Annotated in this window: 16 protein-coding genes; 11 read left to right on the top strand and 5 right to left on the bottom strand. The window is 73.7% G+C overall.

Going from position 1 to position 17,389, the window contains the following annotated elements; genetic code table 11:
• Positions 1-29 precede the first annotated feature (29 nt).
• The 4 genes from KBX63_RS30935 (at position 30) to KBX63_RS30920 (ending at position 7,396) form a co-directional block, all read left to right on the top strand.
• Positions 30-2,654, top strand: coding sequence for a fibronectin type III domain-containing protein (locus KBX63_RS30935; protein ID WP_210917391.1), 2,625 nt, complete (start codon positions 30-32; stop codon positions 2,652-2,654).
• 28 nt (positions 2,655-2,682) lie between these two features.
• The gene (locus KBX63_RS30930; protein WP_210917388.1) at positions 2,683-3,678 is read left to right on the top strand and encodes a MoxR family ATPase; all 996 of its coding nucleotides are present in this window, start codon (positions 2,683-2,685) and stop codon (positions 3,676-3,678) included.
• Positions 3,679-3,692: 14 nt separating this feature from the next.
• Positions 3,693-4,889: a DUF58 domain-containing protein gene (locus KBX63_RS30925; protein ID WP_210917385.1), complete on the top strand. Its 1,197-nt coding sequence runs from the start codon at positions 3,693-3,695 to the stop codon at positions 4,887-4,889.
• A gap of 74 nt (positions 4,890-4,963) precedes the next feature.
• Complete coding sequence (locus tag KBX63_RS30920) at positions 4,964-7,396, top strand: DUF3488 and transglutaminase-like domain-containing protein (RefSeq protein WP_374102285.1); 2,433 nt, start codon at positions 4,964-4,966, stop codon at positions 7,394-7,396.
• A 63-nt stretch (positions 7,397-7,459) separates the two neighbouring features.
• Here the strand turns inward: KBX63_RS30920 and KBX63_RS30915 are convergent, their stop codons facing one another.
• The gene (locus tag KBX63_RS30915; RefSeq protein ID WP_307871896.1) at positions 7,460-8,428 is read right to left on the bottom strand and encodes a LysR family transcriptional regulator; all 969 of its coding nucleotides are present in this window, start codon (positions 8,426-8,428) and stop codon (positions 7,460-7,462) included.
• A gap of 55 nt (positions 8,429-8,483) precedes the next feature.
• Between KBX63_RS30915 and KBX63_RS35700 the strand changes: the two genes are divergently transcribed.
• The 5 genes from KBX63_RS35700 to KBX63_RS30895 are packed head-to-tail and all read left to right on the top strand — an operon-like array spanning position 8,484 to position 11,418.
• Positions 8,484-8,729: a hypothetical protein gene (locus tag KBX63_RS35700; RefSeq protein ID WP_247663700.1), complete on the top strand. Its 246-nt coding sequence runs from the start codon at positions 8,484-8,486 to the stop codon at positions 8,727-8,729.
• On the top strand, positions 8,726-8,920 hold the full coding sequence (locus KBX63_RS35695; protein ID WP_247663699.1) for a hypothetical protein: 195 nt from the start codon (positions 8,726-8,728) through the stop codon (positions 8,918-8,920). Before KBX63_RS35700 ends, KBX63_RS35695 begins: the two co-directional genes overlap by 4 nt.
• A gap of 50 nt (positions 8,921-8,970) precedes the next feature.
• Positions 8,971-9,831: an ABC transporter ATP-binding protein gene (locus KBX63_RS30905; protein ID WP_210917434.1), complete on the top strand. Its 861-nt coding sequence runs from the start codon at positions 8,971-8,973 to the stop codon at positions 9,829-9,831.
• A 6-nt stretch (positions 9,832-9,837) separates the two neighbouring features.
• Positions 9,838-10,599: an ABC transporter permease gene (locus tag KBX63_RS30900; protein ID WP_210917382.1), complete on the top strand. Its 762-nt coding sequence runs from the start codon at positions 9,838-9,840 to the stop codon at positions 10,597-10,599.
• Positions 10,600-10,638: 39 nt separating this feature from the next.
• Complete coding sequence (locus KBX63_RS30895; RefSeq protein WP_210917380.1) at positions 10,639-11,418, top strand: MerR family transcriptional regulator; 780 nt, start codon at positions 10,639-10,641, stop codon at positions 11,416-11,418.
• Between the two features lie 31 nt (positions 11,419-11,449).
• Here KBX63_RS30895 and KBX63_RS30890 read toward each other — a convergent pair whose 3' ends face one another.
• Positions 11,450-12,241, bottom strand: coding sequence for an SDR family oxidoreductase (locus tag KBX63_RS30890; protein ID WP_210917378.1), 792 nt, complete (start codon positions 12,239-12,241; stop codon positions 11,450-11,452).
• Positions 12,238-13,221: an LLM class F420-dependent oxidoreductase gene (locus KBX63_RS30885; RefSeq protein WP_210917433.1), complete on the bottom strand. Its 984-nt coding sequence runs from the start codon at positions 13,219-13,221 to the stop codon at positions 12,238-12,240. The genes KBX63_RS30890 and KBX63_RS30885 overlap by 4 nt, the downstream gene beginning before the upstream one ends.
• A 376-nt stretch (positions 13,222-13,597) precedes the next feature.
• On the opposite strand from KBX63_RS30885, the gene KBX63_RS30880 reads away from it, so the two are divergent.
• The gene (locus tag KBX63_RS30880) at positions 13,598-14,461 is read left to right on the top strand and encodes a DUF1028 domain-containing protein (RefSeq protein WP_210917376.1); all 864 of its coding nucleotides are present in this window, start codon (positions 13,598-13,600) and stop codon (positions 14,459-14,461) included.
• 6 nt (positions 14,462-14,467) lie between these two features.
• Here the strand turns inward: KBX63_RS30880 and KBX63_RS30875 are convergent, their stop codons facing one another.
• A complete protein-coding gene (locus tag KBX63_RS30875) occupies positions 14,468-15,136 on the bottom strand; it encodes a maleylpyruvate isomerase N-terminal domain-containing protein (RefSeq protein ID WP_307871895.1) in 669 nt (222 codons plus the stop codon).
• Positions 15,137-15,144: 8 nt separating this feature from the next.
• Positions 15,145-16,032 (bottom strand): phosphatase PAP2 family protein, encoded by an 888-nt coding sequence (locus KBX63_RS30870; protein ID WP_210917372.1) that lies wholly within the window; start codon positions 16,030-16,032, stop codon positions 15,145-15,147.
• A gap of 185 nt (positions 16,033-16,217) precedes the next feature.
• On the opposite strand from KBX63_RS30870, the gene KBX63_RS30865 reads away from it, so the two are divergent.
• Positions 16,218-16,850 (top strand): DUF3159 domain-containing protein, encoded by a 633-nt coding sequence (locus tag KBX63_RS30865; protein WP_210917432.1) that lies wholly within the window; start codon positions 16,218-16,220, stop codon positions 16,848-16,850.
• The last annotated feature ends 539 nt before the right edge of the window (positions 16,851-17,389 follow it).

The raw sequence follows: 17,389 nt of genomic DNA, 5'->3' as shown, positions 1-17,389 counted from the left end.
CTGCCACGACTCAGGGGAGGCAGCCGGCTGTGGCCAGCATCGAGGACGCCGCGCGCACCGACGCCCCCCGTTCGCGGTCCCGGCTGCGCGGCGGGCTGGTGACCGTCGGCACGGTGACCGCGTTGCTGGCCGCGATGGGGCTGACCGTCCTCGGGTTGGGCGCGGCGGACAACGCGGTGGCCAACTACGACGCGAGTTCGTGGCTGTGGAGCGCAGCGCGCAGCGAGTTGGCCCGGGTCAACGGGGTGACCGCCCGCGTCGACACCCGCACCGAGGTCCCGAACGCCCGCCGCCACCCGATGCAGGTCACCCAGACCGACCGGCTGCTGATCCTGCGTGACCTGCAGACCGGGCAGGTCAGCTCACTGGACCTGGCCACCCTGCAGCTCACCGCGACCACCCGCACCACCCCCGGGCTGGGCGTGAGCGTCGCCCTGCACGAGGACGCGGCGTTCGTCGTCGACGCCGTGCAGGGCATCGTGCGCCAGCTCGACCCGCGGTCGCTGGCTCCGGTCGGCGAGCCGGTCCGCTATCCGCCGGGCATCACCGGCGGCGCCTTCGACGGCGAGGGCCGGCTCTGGATCGCGGTGCCCAGCGAGGGCACGGTGTCGGCGGTCACGGCCGCGAAGCTGCCGTCCGCGCCGGCGTCGGCCGCGCCGGCCGGTGGCGGGCTCAGCCCGGAGCGGATCGAGACGTACGACGTCGCCGAGGCCAGCCACGAGCTGGTGGTCTCCACGCTGGACGACGGGGTGGCGGTGCTCGACCGCACCGCCGGGAAGCTGGTGCGGGTGCAGCGCGGCGAGGTGCACCTGACGTCTCTGAAGCTGACCGGTCCGGCGGCGCTGCCGGCCCGCACCAGCGGCCCGCGTGTCCCGGTCACCGTGTCCGCCGAGCGACGGGTGCTGGTGGTGGGTGACGCGGGCGAGGAGCGGGCGTTCACCGTGCCGGGCAACGGCGACCAGCTCAGCGCGGCGGTGGCCTGGGCGGACCGGTTCTACTGCGCCGACGAGGCCACCGGCACCATCTACTCCTTCGATGCCGGCGGCCAGCTGGTCGACACCATCCGCGGCCGGGCGAACGGGCCGCTGGAGCTGGAGGTGCGGGAGAACCACCTGTTCATCAACTCGCCCGACTCGGCGACCGCGCGGGTGGTGGACGACAAGCACCAGGTGCGCGAGGTCAACAAGTACGCCAACGACGTGCTCGGCGGCGACCCGCCGCCCGCTCCCCCGCCGCCGCCCCCGCCGAAGAAGCCGCGGGTGGGCAAGCCGAGCGCTCCTCGCAGCGTCACCGCCGCCGCCGGCAACGCCCAGGCCCGGGTGAGCTGGCGGCCGGCCGCCGCGAACGGCGCCGAGATCATGAAGTACGTGGTGCAGGGCGCCGGCCAGCGCCTGGAGGTCGGCGCCAACCAGCGTGCGGTGGAGGTCAAGGGCCTGACCAACGGCGAGACGTACCGGTTCGCGGTGCACGCCGTGAACGTCAAGGGCGACGGCCCGTCGCGTAGCAGCAACCCGGTGACACCGACGGCTGCCGTGCCCGATCCGCCGGCCAGCGTGACCGCGCAGGAGCGGCCGGACGGCACGGTGCTGGTGAAGTGGCCGGCGGCGAATGGCCAGGGCAACAAGATCGCGAAGTACGCGGTGACGGCCAGCTCGGCGGGGACGAACGCGCCGGCCGGCGACTCGACGAAGACGGAGCTGGTGGTGCCCGCCGGGGAGCTGGAATACGGCACCCAGTACGCGTTCACCGTGGTCGCGGTCAACGACAAGGGCGCCGGCTCGGCGGCCTCGCCGGTCAGCAACACGGTGGTGCCGTTCGCGGCGCCCGGCCGGCCCCTCGAACTGCGGGCCGGCACGGTCGCCGCCCAGCCCGGCGCGATCACCGTGCAGTGGGCGCCGGCCGAGGCGAACGGCCGGCCGGTGACGAAGTACCTGGTGGATGTGGGCGGGCGCAGCAGCGAGGTGACCGACACCCGGACCACCGTCACCGGGTTGGGCAACGGCCAGAACGTCACCGTGAAGGTGAAGGCGGTCAACGAGGCCGGGCCGGGCCCGGAGGCCACCACCACCGCCCGCACGGTCGCCGAGCCGCGGGTCACGGTCACCGGCTCGTCGGCCACCGCCACCTCGGCGACCGTCACGTTCACCGTGGACGCCGGTGGCGGCAAGGCCACCTGCTCGGTGAGCACGCCGGGCGAGCCGGCGAAGGCCGGGGCGTGCTCCAGCATCACGGTGCCGGGCCTGACGCCGGGCACGAAGTACACGTTCACGGTGACGGCGAGTAACGCCGCCGGCAAGGGCGCCGCGACGCGGGCCCAGACTACCGAGGTGCTCTACGGCATCGCGACGTGCAACAACGGACCGGACGGCGACCAGCGGACCTACTGCGACAAGGAAGTGAGCGGCCGCAACGGCAACGAGATCTTCCGGGTTACCCGGCAGGACAACGACCAGCAGGAGGGTTGGGCGAAGCCCGGCACCCGGCTGAAGGCGTACTGCAAGAAGTCCGGCGAGAACGTCGACTCGTGGATCTACAACAACCAGAAGCAGAGCACCTGGTGGGTGCAGGTCGAGTACAGCGGAAAGAACTACATCCCCTGGGCCTGGCTCAATCTGGAGGGCGGCGACAACATCAACGTCCTGCCCACCTGCTGAACCAGCCAGGCAAGGAGCACCACCGACCGTGAACACCCACGAGCCGCTCACCCAGCCGGAGGTGCAGGGCTTCGCCGCGCTGGCCGCCCGGCTGGCCGAGAACGTCAACGCGGTGGTGCTCGGCAAGCCGCAGGTGGTCCGGCTGGCGCTGACCGCGCTCTTCGCGCAGGGTCACGTGCTCCTGGAGGACGTGCCCGGCGTCGGCAAGACGACCCTGGCCCGGGCCATCGCCGCCACGGTGAAGGGTCAGTGGCGGCGCATCCAGTTCACTCCCGACCTGCTCCCCTCCGACGTGTCCGGTGTGACGATCTTCAACCAGGCGACCCGGGACTTCGAGTTCCATCCCGGGCCGGTCTTCGCCAACATCGTCATCGCCGACGAGATCAACCGGGCGTCGCCAAAGACCCAGTCGGCGCTGCTGGAGGTGATGGAGGAGCGCACCGTTACCGTGGACGGGGTCCGGCACCCGGTGCCCGCGCCGTTCCTGGTGGTCGCCACCCAGAACCCGGTGGAGATGGACGGCACCTACCGGCTGCCCGAGGCGCAACTGGACCGCTTTCTGGTCAAGCTCTCCGTCGGCTACCCCGACGAGGCCGTCGAGATCGAGGTGCTGCGCGGCGCGACCGTCCGCTCCCCCGAGGCGCTCACTCCGGTCACCGACACCGCCACCGTCGGGGAGATGGTCCGGATGGCCCGCCGGGTGCACATCGCCGAGCCGCTCTACGCGTACGCGGTCCGGCTGGCCGCCGCCACCCGCACCCACCAGCACGTGCGCGTCGGGGTCAGCCCCCGGGGCGTCATCGCGCTGACCCGCGCCGCGTGCGCGTACGCGCTGATCGACGGGCGCGGCTGGATCATGCCGGAGGACCTGAAGGCGCTCGCCGAACCGGTGTTCGCCCACCGGCTGCTGCTCACCCCGGACGCGCAGGTGCGCGGGATGACCGCCGCGGAGGTGCTGCGCCAGGCCATCGCCTCGGTGCCGGTGCCGCTGCCGTCCGGGCAGCCCGCGCCGGTGCAGGGCTGACCGGCAGCAGCGGCATGGGGATCACCGCCCGCGGGGTCGGGCTGCTCGTCGCCGCCGTCGTCCTGCTCGGGGTGGGCTTCCGGTTCGCGTACCCCGAGTTGACGCTGCTGGGGGCGGCGGCCGGCGCGGCCGTCGGCTACGCCGCGCTGACCGCGGCCTGGCGGCCCCGGCTGGTGGTGGCCCGCCGCGCCGACCCGGACCGGGTGGCCCGCGGCGAGCCGGCGAGCATGACGTTGACCGTGCGCAACGCCGGCCGGCTGCGCTCGGCGAACCTGCTGGCCGAGGACCGGTGTGGAGACCGCACGGTGCCGGTGCCGCTGCTGCGCCTGCGGCCCGGCCGGGACACCGAGGTCCGCTACGACGTGCCGACGCACCGCCGTGGGGTGGTGCTGGTCGGGCCGCTGCGGGTGACCCGGCGCGACCCGCTGGGCCTGGTGGCGCTGGCCCGCCCGTACGGTGCGAGCACGCCGGTCTGGGTGCACCCCCGGGTCCACCCGCTGACGGCGGTGCCCACCGGCGCGGGGCGCAGCCTCGACGGTCGGGTGGACGGGGTGCCGCACGGGTCGATCACCTTCGACTCGCTGCGGGAGTACGTGGTGGGCGACGAGCTGCGCCGGGTGCACTGGCGCACCAGCGCCCGGGTCGGCGAGCTGATGGTGCGGGAGAACGTCGACACGAGCCTGCCCCGCCTGGTGGTGCTGCTGGACAACCGCGCCGCCGCGCACCCCCAGCGGGTGGGCGGGGTGGCGGAGTCGTTCGAGTCGGCCTGCGAGGCGGCGGCGTCGATCGTCACCGCCGCGCACCGCGCGGACCTGCCGGTGCTGTTGGTGCTGGTCGCCCCGGGGCCGGCCACCCGGGTCGAGCGGGGGCACGGCGACCGTGACGACGGTGAGGTGGACGACGGGCAACCGCTCGGGCCGCTGGACCGGCTCGCCGCCGCCGAGTTATCCGGCGATGACGACGCGCTGCGCGCGGCCACCACCCGACTGCGGCAGGATCGGCTCGGCGACACGCTGATCTTCCTGACCGGGCCGGGTGGCCGCGGCGAGCTGGGGCACGTGGGTGCGCTGCGCGGCGCGTACCCGTCGGTGGTGGTCGGGGTGTTCGGCGCGGCCGAGCCGACGCCGCCCGGCGCGGCCGGCCTGGTGGTGGTCGACGCGGCCGACGGCGCGCAGTTCGCCGCCGAGTGGGACGGGGTGCGCCGGTGGTGACGGGCGCCGGCCAGCAGCGTGGTGGCACGACCATCGCCGACCAGGCGGTGCCCGGCGCGGGCCCCGTCGCGGGCCTGCCGTCCCTCGACGGCTCAGCGCAGCGGGGCGCCGCCGGCCGGGTGGCGCGGGTGCTGCGGGCCGCCGTCGTCCCGCTGGCGTTGATCGGGCTGACCGCGCTCGCGGGGGTGGTGCTGGGCCGGGTGTACGCCGGAGACCTGCTGACCCGGCTGGTCATCGGTGCCGCGGCCGGTTCGGTGCTGGTCAGCGTGGCCGCCCGGCGGCTGCCCTCCTGGCTCGTGGCGCCGGTGTCGGTGGCCGCGATGGCCTGCTGGACACTCTGGTCACTGCGGCTGGCCGCCGCCCGCGCCGAGCTGCCGGGCGGCCTGTTGGAGGTGACCGCGGACGCTGCGCGCAACGGCATCCCCCGGCTGCTCACCGCGATGATTCCGGTCGAGCCCACGCCGGACACGGTGTTGATGCCGGTGGTCGCCGCGTGGCTGGCCGGGCTGGCCGGCGCCGAGGTGGCGCTGCGCACCGGCCGGGTGCTGCTGGGCTACCTGCCGGCGGCGGGGCTTTTCGCCGCCGCTCTCTACGTGGTCGGCCCGAACGCCGAACCGGCGATCGGGGCGACGCTGGCGTTCGTCGCGGTCGCCGCGGTGGGCCTGGCGGTGCCCGCCGGTGCACCGCCGGCCGGCGGTGATCCGGCCGCCGACCTCGCTCCCCGGGTCCGCGCGGCGGTGCGGGTCCGGCTCGCCGCCACCGCGGCGCTCGGGGTGGCCCTGGTGGTCGGGCTGGTGGCGCTGCTCGGCCCGGTGATCGCCGGTCAGGTCGACGGCCGGCCGGTGGACCCTCGGCGGTACGTGGAGCCGCCGCAGGTGCAGACGCTGGACGAGAACCCGCTGATCCGGATCTCCGGGTGGGCCCTGCACCCGGAGCAGAAGCTGCTCGACGTGAGCACGTTCCGTCCCGGCGCCACGACACCACCGGCCGGCGTCAGCCCGAGCGGCGGGCCGGATGGCGGCACCCACGGCGAGCCGGGTACAGGCGACGACGCCAATGACAGTGTGCGGATCCGCCTGGCGGTGCTCAGCGACTACGACGGGGTGACCTGGCGGGTCGGCGCGACGTACCGCAACGCCGGTCGGATCCTGCCGGCCGCGACGCCGGCCCGGGACAGCACGGTGGAGACGGTCCGGCAGCAGATCACCGTGGCCGATCTCAGCGGCCGGCTGCTGCCCGCCGTGGCGACCCCCAGCGAGGTCAGCGGCGCGCGGGTGGCGTACGACCCGGCGACGGGGACGCTGATCCGGCCGGAGGGGCTCACGCCGGGGCTGCGGTACACGGTGACCTCGGCCCGCGAGCAGCCGGACAACAACCTCCTGCCCACCGCGAACGTGCCCGCCGGCGAGGAGGTGGCCCGGGTGCTGCGAGTCGCCGACGGGGTGCCCGACCCGCTGCGCCGGCTGGCCGCGCAGCTCGCCGAGGAGAACGGCGCCCCGTACGCGCGGGCCACGGCGATCGAGCAGTTCCTGGCCGAGCACTACCGGGTGGTGGCGGACGCGCCGAGCGGGCACGCGTACCCGAACCTGGGCTTCTTCCTCTTCGGCCCGCGCAACGCCGGCGGGCAGCGGGGCACCTCGGAGCAGTTCGCCGCCGCCTTCGCGGTGCTCGGCCGGCTCTCCGGGCTGCCCACCAGGGTGGTGGTGGGCTTCGAGTCCACCGGGCAGGGGCCGGTGCGGGCCGGTGACGCGTACGCCTGGCCGGAGGTGCTCTTCGACGGGTTGGGTTGGGTGGCGTTCGACCCGCTGCCCCGCCCGGACAACGAGCCGAGGCCGGTGGAGGAGGACTTCCGCCCGACGCCGGAGGATCCGCCGCCGTCGGCGGCGCCGGCGCCCACCGTGGAGCCGACCGCCTCGCCGGAGCCGGTGGCCGCTCCCGAAGGGCCGTCCGGCCAGGGTGGAGTGTCGACCCCGGTGTTGGTCGCGGGCGGCAGCGGTGGCCTGCTGCTGCTGGTGGGGGCGCTGCTGCTCACCCTGCTGGCGATGCGCCGCTCGCTCACCCGCGCCCGGCTCGGCCGGGGCGATCCCGGCCAGCGCATCGCCGGCGCCTGGCGGGAGGTCACCGACGCGCTACGCCTGGCCGGGCGGCCGGTCGGCGACGACCTGGCGGCCACCGAGGTGGCCGGCCAGGCCCGACAGGCCCTGCTCGATGCTCGCGGCAGATGGTCCGGCGACAGGCCCCTCGACCCGAACATCGCCGCTGGCGGCGCCGGCCAGATGCCGGGCGGCGGCACGGCCGGATCCGGGGCCGGCGGGAACCTCCCCGGGGTCGACGAGCTGGCCGCTCTGCTCAACCAGGTGGCCTTCGCGCCCGGCACGGCCACCGCGGCCCAGGCCGACCGCGCCGGTGCGGTGGCCACCGGATACGTGGACCGGCTGCGCGCCGCCCGCCCGTGGTGGCGACGGCTGCTCTGGACCATCCATCCCGGCCCGCTGCGCCGCCGCTGACCGGCCCTGCCCGGCGGCGCGGTCGGGAACGTCTCCGCTGCCCGGTTGCACGGGGCGGCGTGGTCACCGTCCGGCGCGGGCGATATCGCCGTCGTCGCCGCGTGGCGTCGGCGCCCAGGACGGGCGCCAGGTCGTCTCCGGGACGGGTGCCAGGTTTCCGCAGTGGTTGATGATCGCCCGGAGTCTCGGGTGTGGGTTCGTGGCGGGGAGGAGGAGGGAGATCGGGTATGCGAGCGTCGGGTTGACGATCGGGATGCGGCGTAGGTCGTGGTTCGTCGGCCAGATGTACCGGTCGCGTGCCCCGACGAGGGTGGCCACGTTCGCGGAGTCCGCGAGGGTGTCCAGGAGCACCTCGTCGCCGAAGTGCGGCCCTGCCGCGTCGATGCGGAGGTCGAAGTCGGTGGCGAGCTGGTCGTAAAACTCTGCCCATTCGCTGCGCGGCGCGATGCCCGGCACCCAGATCCGGTGCCCGCGCAGCTGGAGCGGCGTCACTGTCCGTGCTGAGGCGAGCGGATGTCTCGGGCCGACGAGGAGTTCCAGCGGGGAGTCGAACGCATGGATCATCCGCACGTCGCGCGGAAGCGTGGCCGGGTCGGTGACGGTACGGAACGAGGCGTCCACATCGCCCGCATCCACGGCGGCGACCGCCACGCGCGGGTCGTTGACCCTGAGGGTCACCACGTCGAGGTCGGTTTCGGGATGCGACCGCCAATAGTCGTGCAGAACGACGGCCTGCGCGCTTCGCAGGCCGAGAACGTCGATCCGAAGGGCGCGGGAGCCCGGCCGGACCGCGCTTACGGCGCGCTCGACACCCGCGACGATGCTCCGTGCGTGCGGGAGAAGCGCCTGACCGTCGAGCGTCAGCTCAACCCCTCGGGCGGTACGGGTGAACAGACGGACCCCCAGCTCGCGCTCCAGGGCGGCGATCCGCTTCGAGACCGCCTGCTGTGTCACGCCCAGCTCGTCGGCCGCGTGTTGCAGTTGCCCGAGCTCGGCGGCCCGGACGAACGATCGCACTGCCTCGGTGTCCACTGGCCCAGCTTATGGCCGCCCAACTGATCGTTGTGGCTCGCCGAGAGGCGGTTGTTTGACCTTGCTCTTCCGTGGCCGATGTGATTCAGCGATCCAAACATCGGTTGTCACCGAGGGCTGGCTGCGCTCGATCTTCCCGCTCGGTCTTGCGTTCACCCAACCCGGCATCCCCGGGCTCCTCACGGTGATCATCGTCCAGGGCCCGCTCATCACCTGCATGGGCGTCTTCAACCCCATCAACGCGACGGCACGCCTGCAACGCACGCACGCCGGCAAGGCCGCACGCGTCCTCACCGTATGAGTGTCAGCAGCACACTCGCCCAGGCCGTGCTCATGGCGATCTGGGGAATCCTCGCCACGCTCACCGGCCCGCTCGCCGCGATCACCCTCTCCGGCGTCCTCCTGCTCGCCACCCCGCTCCTGCTGCCCACACGGATCCATATGACGGACGTCGAGCGGGCCGCGCCGAACGAAGCCGTCCCGGTCGCGTGACTCATCGAATCGGCCCTGTTTGCTTGACCTTGACGCTGCGTCAACCCTCCATGCTGACTGCCATGAACATCCCGCCCACAAACAGTCAGAGCCAGGGACCTGCGATCCACGTGCGGGGGCTGGAGAAGTCGTACAAGGAGCTGCGTGTGCTGCGCGGCGTGGACCTCGACGTGGCACGGGGCAGCATCTTCGCCCTGCTCGGCTCGAACGGCGCGGGCAAGACCACGCTGGTGAGGATCCTGTCCACGCTGCTCAAGGCCGACGCGGGGACCGCCCGCGTCAACGGCTTCGATGTCGCGACGCAGGCCGCCGACGTCCGCGAGTCCATCAGCCTGACCGGGCAGTTCGCGGCGGTCGACGGGATCCTCAGCGGACGGGAGAATCTCGTCCTGGTCGCCAGGCTGAGGCACCTCAAGGACCCTGGCGCGATCGCGGACGACCTGCTGAGGCGCTTCTCGCTCACCGAGGCGGGCACCCGGAGGGCAGCGACGTACTCCGGTGGCATGCGCCGCCGCCTGGACATCGCGATGAGTCTCATCGGGAATCCGCCGGTCATCTTCCTCGACGAGCCGACGACCGGGCTCGACCCGGAGGCGCGCATCGAGGTGTGGCAGGCCGTCAAGGAGCTCGCCGAGGGCGGCACGACCGTTCTGCTCACCACCCAGTACCTGAACGAGGCCGAGCAGCTCGCCGACCGGATCGCGATCCTCCATCAGGGCCGGATCATCGTCAACGGCACCCTGGCCGAGCTCAAACAACTGCTGCCGCCCGCCAAGGTGGAGTACGTCGAGAAGCAGCCCTCCCTCGAAGACGTCTTCTTCGCGGTCGTCGGTGACACCGGCGACCGCGACAAGGACGGCGACGTCGACAAGGGCAACCAGGACCGCACGACCGCCTCGAACAGGAAGTAACGAACAATGGCCACGCATTTCCTCGGCGACACCGCGGTCCTCACCGGACGGACCATGCGTCACGTCACCCGCAGCATGGACACCATCATCACGACCGCGATCACCCCGATCGCCATCATGCTGCTGTTCGTCTACGTGTTCGGCGGCGCGATCGACACCGGGACGGTCTCCTACGTGAACTACATGCTTCCCGGAATCCTGCTCATCACGATCGCGTCAGGCATCTCCTACACCGCGTTCCGACTCTTCAACGACATGCAGGGCGGGATCTTCGAGCGCTTCCAGTCCATGCCGATCGCCCGGTCGGGCGTGCTGTGGGCCCACGTCCTGACCTCGCTGGTCGCCAACGTGATCTCGCTCGTGGTCGTCGTCCTCGTCGCCCTCCTCATGGGCTTCCGCTCAGGCGCCGGAGTGCTGGCCTGGCTCGCGGTCGCCGGCATCCTCGTCCTGTTGACCATGGCTCTGACCTGGATCGCCGTGATCCCCGGCCTCACCGCGAAGTCCGTAGAGGGCGCGAGCGCCTTCTCGTACCCGCTCATCTTCCTGCCGTTCATCAGCTCGGCCTTCGTGCCCACCGGGTCCATGCCCGGCCCGGTGCGCGCCTTCGCCGAACATCAGCCGGTGACCTCCATCGTCAACACGATCCGCGACCTGCTCACGCAGCAACAGGTCGGCACCGGCATCTGGACCGCCCTCGCCTGGTGCGTTGGCATCCTCGTCGTCGCCTACGTGTTCGCCACGATCACCTACCGTCGCAAGGTCTCCTGAGGGGTCTCGATCGGTTCGGGGCGAGGTGAGGATCAGAGCATGCTGACGATCGGTCAACTGGCGGCGTACGCGGGCGTCACGACGCGGGCGGTGCGGCACTACCACCAGATCGGGCTCCTACCCGAGCCGGAGCGGGACGCGTCGGGGTACCGGCGGTACGGCGCCAAGGCGGCCGTGTCCCTCATCAAGATCCGCACCCTCGCCAACGCCGGCGTGCCGCTGTCCGAGATCGGTCAGATGCTCGAAGCCGACGCGTCGACCTTCGCCGAAGGGATCGAGAGGATCGACCGGCACCTGCGCGACGAGATCGAACGGCTGGAGACCAGCCGCAAGCAGGTCACGCAGCTCATTGCCGGGGACAGTCTGGCGCTCCCACCGGAGGTGACCTCCTATCTCGATCGGCTGCGGGAGATCGGGACCTCGGAGCGGATGGTGGAGGCCGAGCGGGACGGATGGATTCTCGTTGTGGCCCGCTGGCCCGAAGGCATTCGCGAGATGATGCCCGCAAAATTCGCGCATCTCGACGACCCGCAACTCGTTCGGCTCTACCAGCTCGGGTCGGAGCTCATCGAAAGCGACGCAGGCGACGACGACCCGCGTCTGGAGGAAGCCGCCGACATCCTGGCCGCTCTGGCCGAGCAGGCATACACCTCCGGCGAGATCGACCCCGACAAGGAGGCCCGCGACGAAGTGCCGTTCGGACTTCTGGACGCCCTTGCCGTCGAGTCCGACCCGCGAGCACAGCGGCTGCTGGACCTGATGCGCAAGCGTGGCTGGTCCAGTTGGACCCGGACCCGGCCGGAACGGCTGGCGGACTGACCTTCGGGCACCGTTCCCGACGTCATGACCGTCAGGCGGTCAGACGGCGGACGAGCTTGCGCAGGCCCGCCTGCCAGCCGTCCGGGTCCTCGGCGCGGCGGCGCGCGTAGTCGGCGACCTCCGGGTGCGGCAGGATCAGGAAGCGCTCCTCTGCCAGCCCGGCGATGGTCGCGTCGGCGACCTGGTCCGGGGTGAGCACCGCACCGGAGGCGGCGATCACCCTGGCGCCCAGGTGGCCCTCGACGATCCCGTCGGCGAGCATCGGGGTGTCGACCCCCTGCGGGCAGAGCGCGCTGACCCGGATGCCCCGGTCCCGGTAGGTGATGGCCAGCCACTCGGCGAAGCCCACCGAGGCGTGCTTCGTCGCGGTGTACGCGGCATCGCCCACCGCGGTCAGCACGCCCGCCGCCGAGCAGGTGTGCAGCAGGTGGCCGCCGCCCCGGGCGAGCATTCCGGGCAGCACCGCGCGGGCGGAGTAGACGTGGGCGAGGACGTTGACCCGCCACGCCCGGTCCCAGCCGGCGTCGTCGACCTCCACTCCCCCGCCGGTGGTCACGCCCGCGTTGGCGCAGAACAGGTCGATCCGGCCGTACCGTCGCTCAGTGTCGTCGACCAGCGCACGGACCTGATCCTCGTCGGTGACGTCGAGGGCGGTGGCGTGCGCGACCGGGCCGATGCCCTCGGCCACCGCGCGGGCCGCGTCGGCGTCCAGGTCGGCGATCACCACGGCGGCGGCGCCCTCGGCGGCGAACCTGCGGGACAGCGCCGCGCCGATGCCGCCGGCGCCGCCGGTGACCACCACGATCCGGTCGGTGAGGTTCACGTCGACGCTCCTACAGGGTCGGTGCCCAGTTGGGCGATGAGGGTGGTCAGTGCGGCCGCGCCGCCGGCGGTCACCTCCGGGGTGGGCAGCAGCGCGAAGACGGGCACGTCCACGCCGGCTTCGGCGTACCGGCGTACCTCGGCGCGGCAGTGCTCCGGCGAGCCGTGCAGCACGAGCGCGTCGACCACCTCGTCCGGCACCGCGGCGCTGGCACCGCGCCGGTCACCGGCCGCCCATGCCTCCCACATCGGCGCGAGCACCTCGTCGCGGCCGAGCCAGCGGTGGAACTCGGCGTACGCCGGGACGGTGAGGTAGCTGGTGATCAGCCGGCGACCCAGCTTGCGGGCGTACCCGGCGTCCTCGGTGGGGCAGACGAAGATCCGTGCGGCGACCTCGAAGCCGGCGCGGCGCTCGCCCAGCTCGGCGAGGGCGCGCGGCACGTCGTCGGCGCTGAGCCAGTTGAGGATCACCCCGTCCGCCTCCGCGCCGGCCAGCCGGAGCATGCCCGGGCGCAGCGCGGCGAGCAGGATCGACGGCGGCACCGCCGGCGGCCGTTCCAGGGTGAACCGGCGCACGGTGAAGGTGTCGTAGACCTCGTCCACGGTTTCGCCGCGTAGCGCGGCACGCAGGAAGCGCAGGACGTCCCGGGTCCGCCGGAACGGCTCTTCGAACCGCACGGCGTTCCAGTCGCGGACCAGCACCGGCGAGGACGCGCCGATGCCGAGCGCGAACCGGCCCGGCGCGGCCTCGGCCAACGCCGCCGCGCTCATCGCCAGCAGCCCGGGCCCCCGGGTGAAGACCGGGGTGATCGCCGTGCCCAGCCGTAGCCGGGGCTGCCAGGCCGCGGCGAGCGCCAGCGGGGTGAACGCGTCGGTCCCGGCGACCTCGGACGACCAGACGTCGGTGAACCCGGCCCGGTCGAGCGTCGCGTAGACCGCGGCGTGGTCGGCCAGCGGGATCCCGCCCAACGGCACCGTCATGCCCCATCGATTCGTCACCGATCGATCGTGCCCGTTGACGGGGTCCGTGAGCAAGATCCCCGAACCGGGCGGATTTGCCGGTATCGGGCCGCCCGGCCCGTCGTGCGGTGTTACGACTGCCAGGTGGACGCGACCGACGGCGCAGGCCGCTGACCGTGGGTTCGCGGGCAGCGGGACGCCTGGAGCCGGTATCCGCGGCGGGCGAACCGGGCCGCCCGGTGTGGCGGCGCCGGCCGTCGGGGTGCTGGTGCTGGCCGCCGTCGCGGTCGCCGATGCCCGGCGGGCGCGTGGCGCCCCACGGGAGGCGCCAGCGACACCGTTCTGAGCCATCGAGGTGCGCCGATTCAATGTCGGCGCGGCAGGTTAATCTCGGCGGGTGACCTTCTCCCTCGTGGCCCGCTCTGCCGACGGCCGGTTGCACGGCGTCATCGTGGCCAGCAAGTTCCTCGCCGCCGGGGCGCTCGTGCCGGCCGCGGAGGCTCAGGTCGGCGCGCTCGCCACGCAGGCGCACGTCAACCTCGCCTACGGCCCGCAGGGGCTGACCCTGCTGCGCACCGGGGTGCCGGCCGCCGATGTGGTGGCCGGCCTGATCGCCGCCGACGCCGAGCGGGAGCACCGCCAGCTCGGCGTGGTGGGAGCCAGCGGTCCGGGCGCCAGCTGGACCGGGCCGGCCTGCCACCCGTGGGCCGGTGGGCGCACCGGCGACGGCTGGGCCGCGCAGGGCAACGTGCTCACCGGCCCGGAGGTCGTCGACGCGCTGGGCGACGCCTGGCTGGCCGGTTCGGCGCTGCCGTTCGCCGAGCGGCTGGTCGCCGCGCTGCGCGCCGGTGACGAGGCCGGCGGCGACCGGCGGGGCCGGCAGAGCGCCGGAATGCTGGTGGTCGAGCGCGGCGGCGGGTACGGCGGCAGGAGCGACGTGCTGATCGACCTGCGGGTCGACGACCACCCCGATCCGGTCGCCGAGCTGGGCCGGCTGCTCGCCGTGCACACCCTGCTGTTCAGCCGGCCCGACCCGGCCACGCTGCTGGACCTGAGCGGCGCGGTGGCCGACGAGGTGGCGGCGTTGCTCAGCGCCCTGGGCCACCCGGTGGCCGACGAGGGGCCGGAGGCGGCACTGGTCTCCTGGGCGGGGCTGGAAAACCTGGAAGAGCGGCTGGTGCCGGGGCGGATCGACCCGGTGGTGCTGACGCACCTGCGCGGCGTCGCCCCGCACGTACCCGCGCCCCGCTCCGCGAGCTGACCGGGGTCAGCTGCCGAAGGCGAGCCAGCGGAACCCGGCGGCGTCGACCGCGGCCCGTTCCGGGGCGGACAACGCCGTCCGCCCGGTGGTCTTGCGGATCAGCGTCAGGTGGTCCCAGCGCAACTCGGCCGGCGCCGGTCGCCCGCCGGTGAGCAGGTCGGCGATCACCGCCGCCGCCTGCGGGGTGAGCCACGGCGGGCGGTCCAGCGCGGCGGCCAGGTCGAGGCCGTGCACGCCCACCTCGACGACCCGGGTCCGCAGGAACTCGGTGAGGCGCATCGCGTCCCCGTGGCGGGTCCGGACCACCCGCTCGGGCGGGGCCGCGGCGACGGCGGCGTCAGCGGCCCGCCAGGTCCGGTCGAGGTCGGTCGGCAACGCCGCCGGGTCGACCTGCCGCGCGTCCCGCCGGCCGCCGGCGATCCGCTCGGCGTCCACCTCCGGGGTGAACTTCGCCGCGCCGAAGTAGCTGGCGGCGTCCACCTCGGCGCGCGGTGGGGCTGGCGCGGCGAGCATGTCGGTCAGCCGGCCGGTGCCGGTACGCACGTGCGCGATCAGCTCGCGTACGGTCCACGGCGCGCAGTCGGTCGGCCGGTCGAGGTCGGCGTCGTCCAGCCCGGTCAGGACCTCGGTGAGTCGTGCGCACTCGGCGCGGAACGCCGCACGGATCGGATCCACGCGGGGGCTCAACCCTTGACCCGGGGCACCAGCCGGTGCACGACGATGAGCACCAACGCCATCACCACCGCCATCGTGCCGGCGATGCCGGCGGCGCTGCCCGCGTACCCGGCGAAGAGCGGTCGCCGGCTCAGCTCGTCGGGGCCGGTGCCGCGTAGCTCGACCAGCCAGGACAGGGCCAGCACACAGGCGAGCAGGGCGAGCACGCCGGCGCCCCCGAGCAGCAGGGCGGCGAGCCGGTGCGCGTCGCCGGGGGCGACCTGCGCCCGGTCCCGCTGGGTGATCAGCAGGACCAGCCCGGCCAGCGCCGCCCAGACGCCCACCACCAGGTAGGCGGCGACCGCGTCGCTGGGCCGGTGCCAGCCGGCGGAGAGGGTGGCCACCCCGGCGACGGCGGCGTAGGCGGCGGCGACGAAGGCGCCGACCGCCCGCACCTTCGCCGGCAGCACGAGCACCAGCGCGATCGCCACCGACGCGGCCACCGTGGTGTGCCCGCTGGGCAGGCTGTTGCCCACCGCGGCACGCTCCGGGTCGAGGCCGTAGTCCGGCCGGTTCAGCCCGTACTTCAGCAGCTGGGTCGAGACGTTCGCCCCGGCGATCAGCAGGGTCGCGGTGATGGCCAGCGCGATCCGCCCCCGGATGAGGGCGATGAACCCGATCATCGCGGTGGCGGCGAGCAGGGAGACCACCGACATCGCGTTGAGGAGCTTGTCCACCGGGCCGTCGATGCGGTCCTGGCCGATCCGGTTGCCGGTCAACGCGACCGTGTCGATCCACTGGCCGACCTCGGTGTGCACGGCCACCCGCCAGACGGCGAGGAACGCGGCCGCCAGGACCAGGGCCATGACGACCAACCAGACCGCGGTCCAACCCCTTGCCGTCGCGCGCATCCGCACACCGTAGCGGCCGATGTCGCTCGGGCGGCCGGTGGCCCACCGGGCGGCGGTGGTTAGGTTGGGGCGGAGGCGAGGAGGTGGCGGTGAGCGGCACACCGGAGGGGGACGCCGGCCAGGTCACGCCCGATTCGGAGCAGCGGGCCGGGGTCGGCACGGGCGCCGATCGGCCGGCCCGGGCCGAGTCGCTGGCGGATCTCCTGGGCGGGCGGCGCGGCGCCATCGACGCCACCCTGCCACCGCTGGCGTTCGCGGCGGGCTGGCTGCTCGGCGGGGAGTCGATCTGGGCCGGGGTCGGCGTGGCCCTGGCCGTCGGCGCGGTGGTGGCCGGCGTCCGGCTGCGTCGGGGTGACCGGCCGCGCTCGGTTCTCATCGGGCTGCTCGCCGTCTGCGTCGCCGCGTTGATCGCGGTGCGCACCGGCCGGGCCGAGAACTTCTTCCTGATCCAGTTGCTCTCCAACGCCGCCAGCGCGCTGGCCTGGGCGGTGAGCATCGTGGTGCGGTGGCCGCTGCTCGGGGTGCTGGTCGGCGCGGTGCTGGGCCAGCGCTCCCGGTGGCGGCGCGACCCGGCGCTGCTGCGCGGGTACGGCCGGGCGAGTTGGGTGTGGACGGCGACCTACGTGCTGCGGGTGGCGGTGTTCGTGCCGCTGTACCTGAGCGGGCAGGTGCTCGCGCTGGTGGTGGCCCGGGTCGCGCTGACCTGGCCGCTGGTCGCGGCGGCGCTGGCGGTGAGCTGGGTGGTGCTGCGTCGGTCGCTGCCGCCCGGGCACCCGGGGTTGCGTCACCCGGTCGTCGAGAGCCCGGCCGCCCCGCCCCGGTGACCCGGTCCGGCCAGGGAAACCAGGGCATAAAAGTGGAGAGGCCGCCACGGGGGGAGCGGCCTCTCCGGTGACGTACGTTACTCCGTCACGGTCGTCCACGTGATCCCGTGACGGCCCGAATTTCTGGGCTTTTTCGCGGCTTCCTCCAGTCCGGGCGGTGGGGTGGGCCGGCCGACCCGCTGCGTCGGCCGGATGGCCGGCCCACCCCGGCCTGACCGTGGGTGTCAGGCCGTCCGCCGGCGGGGTCCCGGCGTCTCCCCCGGACCCGGGCCGGACCCCGAGGTGGGCGGGCACGCACCCACCCCGGGATGGCTGTCAGCCGTTGGGGAACAGGTTGCCGTAGTCGGCGTACGCCATGGCGACGTCGCTGCGCACAGAACCGGTGGTAGGTCAGCTTCTGGGCCCTAGAGGACCGAGCTTGCGGATCGTGACGGCTCGTGGTGATGAGCACGAGGTCACGCCGCGTTCGGCAGGCTGACGGCTGCCCAGCCCGTAACACCGCGTGCGGCGATGTTGCGGGCTGCGTTCCGGTCGGCGTG

The organism is Micromonospora sp. U21, assembly GCF_018070045.1.
In the GTDB taxonomy this organism is placed as follows: Bacteria; Actinomycetota; Actinomycetes; order Mycobacteriales; family Micromonosporaceae; genus Micromonospora.
This window is presented reverse-complemented; position numbering and strand designations above follow the sequence as displayed.

What these genes read in the sequence shown, in the direction of transcription:
- KBX63_RS35695 (WP_247663699.1), top strand. Translation starts at nt 8,726, where the DNA reads ATGAGTGTCAGCAGCACACTCGCCCAGGCCGTGCTCATGGCGATCTGG.
- KBX63_RS30885 (WP_210917433.1), bottom strand. Translation starts at nt 13,221, where the DNA reads ATGACGGTGCCGTTGGGCGGGATCCCGCTGGCCGACCACGCCGCGGTC.
- KBX63_RS30895 (WP_210917380.1), top strand. Translation starts at nt 10,639, where the DNA reads ATGCTGACGATCGGTCAACTGGCGGCGTACGCGGGCGTCACGACGCGG.
- KBX63_RS30925 (WP_210917385.1), top strand. Translation starts at nt 3,693, where the DNA reads ATGGGGATCACCGCCCGCGGGGTCGGGCTGCTCGTCGCCGCCGTCGTC.
- KBX63_RS30905 (WP_210917434.1), top strand. Translation starts at nt 8,971, where the DNA reads ATGCTGACTGCCATGAACATCCCGCCCACAAACAGTCAGAGCCAGGGA.
- KBX63_RS30900 (WP_210917382.1), top strand. Translation starts at nt 9,838, where the DNA reads ATGGCCACGCATTTCCTCGGCGACACCGCGGTCCTCACCGGACGGACC.